Source organism: Corallococcus sp. 4LFB, assembly GCF_046520365.1.
In the GTDB taxonomy this organism is placed as follows: domain Bacteria; phylum Myxococcota; class Myxococcia; order Myxococcales; family Myxococcaceae; genus Corallococcus; species Corallococcus caeni.
Genome location: NZ_JBKGHJ010000828.1, coordinates 1 through 2,294, shown reverse-complemented (window position 1 = coordinate 2,294; position 2,294 = coordinate 1). Strand labels below are relative to the sequence as shown.

Genomic DNA, 2,294 nt, shown 5'->3' with positions numbered 1-2,294 from the left:
GCCTGCGTCGCCCACGCCGCATCGCGTCTCCGCGGCGCGCGGCGCTCGGCCAGGTTCGCGTCGGTGCTCGCCGCGCTCTTGCGCACCTGGGCCCGCAGCTCCTCCAGCTCCGCTTCGGACGACTGCTGGTGGCTCACGAGCGCGAACAGCACGCCGGCGATGGCGGCCGTGTTGATGAGGGCGAGGACGGTCTGGAGCCGGGAGGACATGGGGCGCTCGCGGGAGGCGGAAGAGAGGAGGAGGAACGGGCCGCGCGAAGGGGAGGAAAATGAAGCCTTCGCGCGACCCCTGCATCGGGACCGCGTCTTGCCGCCGGGCACGTCACCCGGCGCAAGTCAGGGGCCGTGCGTCAGTCGATGGTGAAGCCACCGATGACGCCGCCCGACTGCAGGCCGCAGCGGAAGACGAGGGCGAAGTCCTCCCACACGTAGCGGTCGCCCGTGTTGAGGGTCTGCCACGTCATGGGGCCGGCCACCGTGTACGTGGCCGTGCCCAGGTGCGCGCCGTTGCCCACGCCGTTGACCGTGGTCGTCTCGCACCAGCTGTTGTTGCCGTAGATCTGCACCGTCGTCGGGTGGTAGCCGGTCGCCCACATGGGCACCGTGGCGATGGCCAGCCGCGTCGTCGCACAGTCGTTGCGGAGGGCCGAGTAGCTCTGGACGTTGAAGCACGCCGCGTCGGACGCATAGGCCGCCTTGAACGCGGCGCCCGGGTAGTACTGCCACGCGGCCGCGGTCCCCGCGCTCAACGCCACCACGCCGAACGCGCACACCTTCGCCAACGTCTGGAAAGTCTTCATCGGATTGCTCCCTGGGATGCGGCGGTGATTGGGGCCGCCGGGCTCGCGAACGCGCGCGCCACACCGCCTGGGAGCAAGCGCCATGCCCTCGTCCGGGCTGGCGTGTTTTCAGTTGTTTGAGCGTCTTTTTGGCAATCCCTGTTGTCCCTGAAGCAACGGACGGGTGTTGCCTGTGTTGCCGCGGGGGCTACTCCACCAGCACGAGCCGCTGGGTGCGGCCGGCGTGGTAGCCCACCTTGCGTGCGATGCGGGCGGTGCTCTCGTCGCGCTCGTCGACGCGCAGGGCCAGCCGGGGCAGCGAGGACAGCAGGTGCCGCGAAATCTGGCCCAGGCACAGCGTGGCGTGGCCCTGGCGGCGGCGGGACGGGGGCGTGTACATGCCCTCCAGCTCCGCGCCGAACTGCGAGCGGCAGCCGATGTCCACCTTGAACACGAGCTCGCCCGTTTCCTCCAGCACGTAGGTGCGGCGCTGGCGCACGCGCTGGAGGACGCGGGCCTCGTAGTGGGTGGGGTCCTCCCCCAGCGGGTCGCGCTCCAGGATTTCGCGCACGTAGCCCTGGGCCAGGGGCAGCAGGCGGGGCACGTCCTCTTCGCGGGCCAGGCGCAGGGTGGGGTTGGTGAAGGGGCCCAGGTCGTCCGCGGAGACGCTGAACAGCCGCTGGGTGCGTGACAGGCGCGGCTTGCCTTCGCAGAGGCTTCGCACCAGCGCGTCCACGGCGGCCTTGTCCCCCACGGTGGCGCGCAGCTTGAGGCTGGGGGCGAGCGCGTCCGCGATGACGCCGGTGGCGCTGGCGTCGCTGGCGCTGGGCACCACGAGCCCGCCCTCGCCGCCCACGAAGACGGCCGCGGTGAGGACGCCGCTGTCGAAGCGGCCGTGGAAGGCGAAGGCCGCCTGGCGCTCCGGCGCCGCGATGCCGAACTCCTCCAGCAACCCCAGGAGGTAGAGGTTGTGGACGGGATCCTTCGCCAGGAGCGCGCGCAGGGCGTCCGTGTGGGAAGGCGCGAGCTGTTCGACGGTGACGGGCATGCGCGGGGGGACGAAGGGGGGCTGAACCTTACGCGCAACCCGACCTCACGGGCCAGCGTCCCCGGGCACGGTGAAACGGAACGGATGGAGCACCGTCGCGGACCCGCCCAGGTGGGGCGCCGGGAAGCGCGCGTCCAGGAGCGAGTCCAGCACGCACGCCTGCACCATGGGGTCCGGGATGGTGCTGGAGACGAGCACGCCCCGGTTCAGCTTCCCCTCGGAGCCCTCGCCCTCCACGGTGAAGCGCAGCTTCACTTCCTGTGCGCCCCGGTTGCGTTGTGCGGCGTCCTGGAAACATTGCTGCACGAGCGGAGTCACCGCCTGGAGGGCCAGGCGCAGGTCCTCCGCGTCGATGCGGCCGGAGGAGGCCTCCACCACCGGCTCCACCACCTCCACGCGGCGCGGGTCGGGGGCGTCCCAGGCCTCGCCGGGCGGGGGGGGCTGGGGAGGCTCGCGCACCGGCGCGGC

General features: G+C 71.9%; 4 protein-coding genes. All 4 read right to left on the bottom strand.

All coding sequences use genetic code 11. The features are described 5' to 3' along the window. The coding region (locus tag ACLEQD_RS41650) for a hypothetical protein (protein WP_410391453.1) at positions 1 to 209 on the bottom strand (209 nt) is incomplete at its 3' end. A gap of 140 nt (positions 210 to 349) precedes the next feature. Next, the gene (locus ACLEQD_RS41645; protein WP_410391452.1) at positions 350 to 799 is read right to left on the bottom strand and encodes a hypothetical protein; all 450 of its coding nucleotides are present in this window, start codon (positions 797 to 799) and stop codon (positions 350 to 352) included. Positions 800 to 986: 187 nt separating this feature from the next. Beyond that, positions 987 to 1,826, bottom strand: coding sequence for a GNAT family N-acetyltransferase (locus tag ACLEQD_RS41640; protein WP_410391451.1), 840 nt, complete (start codon positions 1,824 to 1,826; stop codon positions 987 to 989). Between the two features lie 45 nt (positions 1,827 to 1,871). After that, positions 1,872 to 2,294: AgmX/PglI C-terminal domain-containing protein (locus tag ACLEQD_RS41635; protein ID WP_410391450.1), on the bottom strand; the 423-nt coding region annotated here is incomplete at its 5' end.

Coding starts and splice junctions, on each gene's coding strand:
- ACLEQD_RS41640 (WP_410391451.1), bottom strand. CDS start 1,826: ATGCCCGTCACCGTCGAACAGCTCGCGCCTTCCCACACGGACGCCCTG.
- ACLEQD_RS41645 (WP_410391452.1), bottom strand. CDS start 799: ATGAAGACTTTCCAGACGTTGGCGAAGGTGTGCGCGTTCGGCGTGGTG.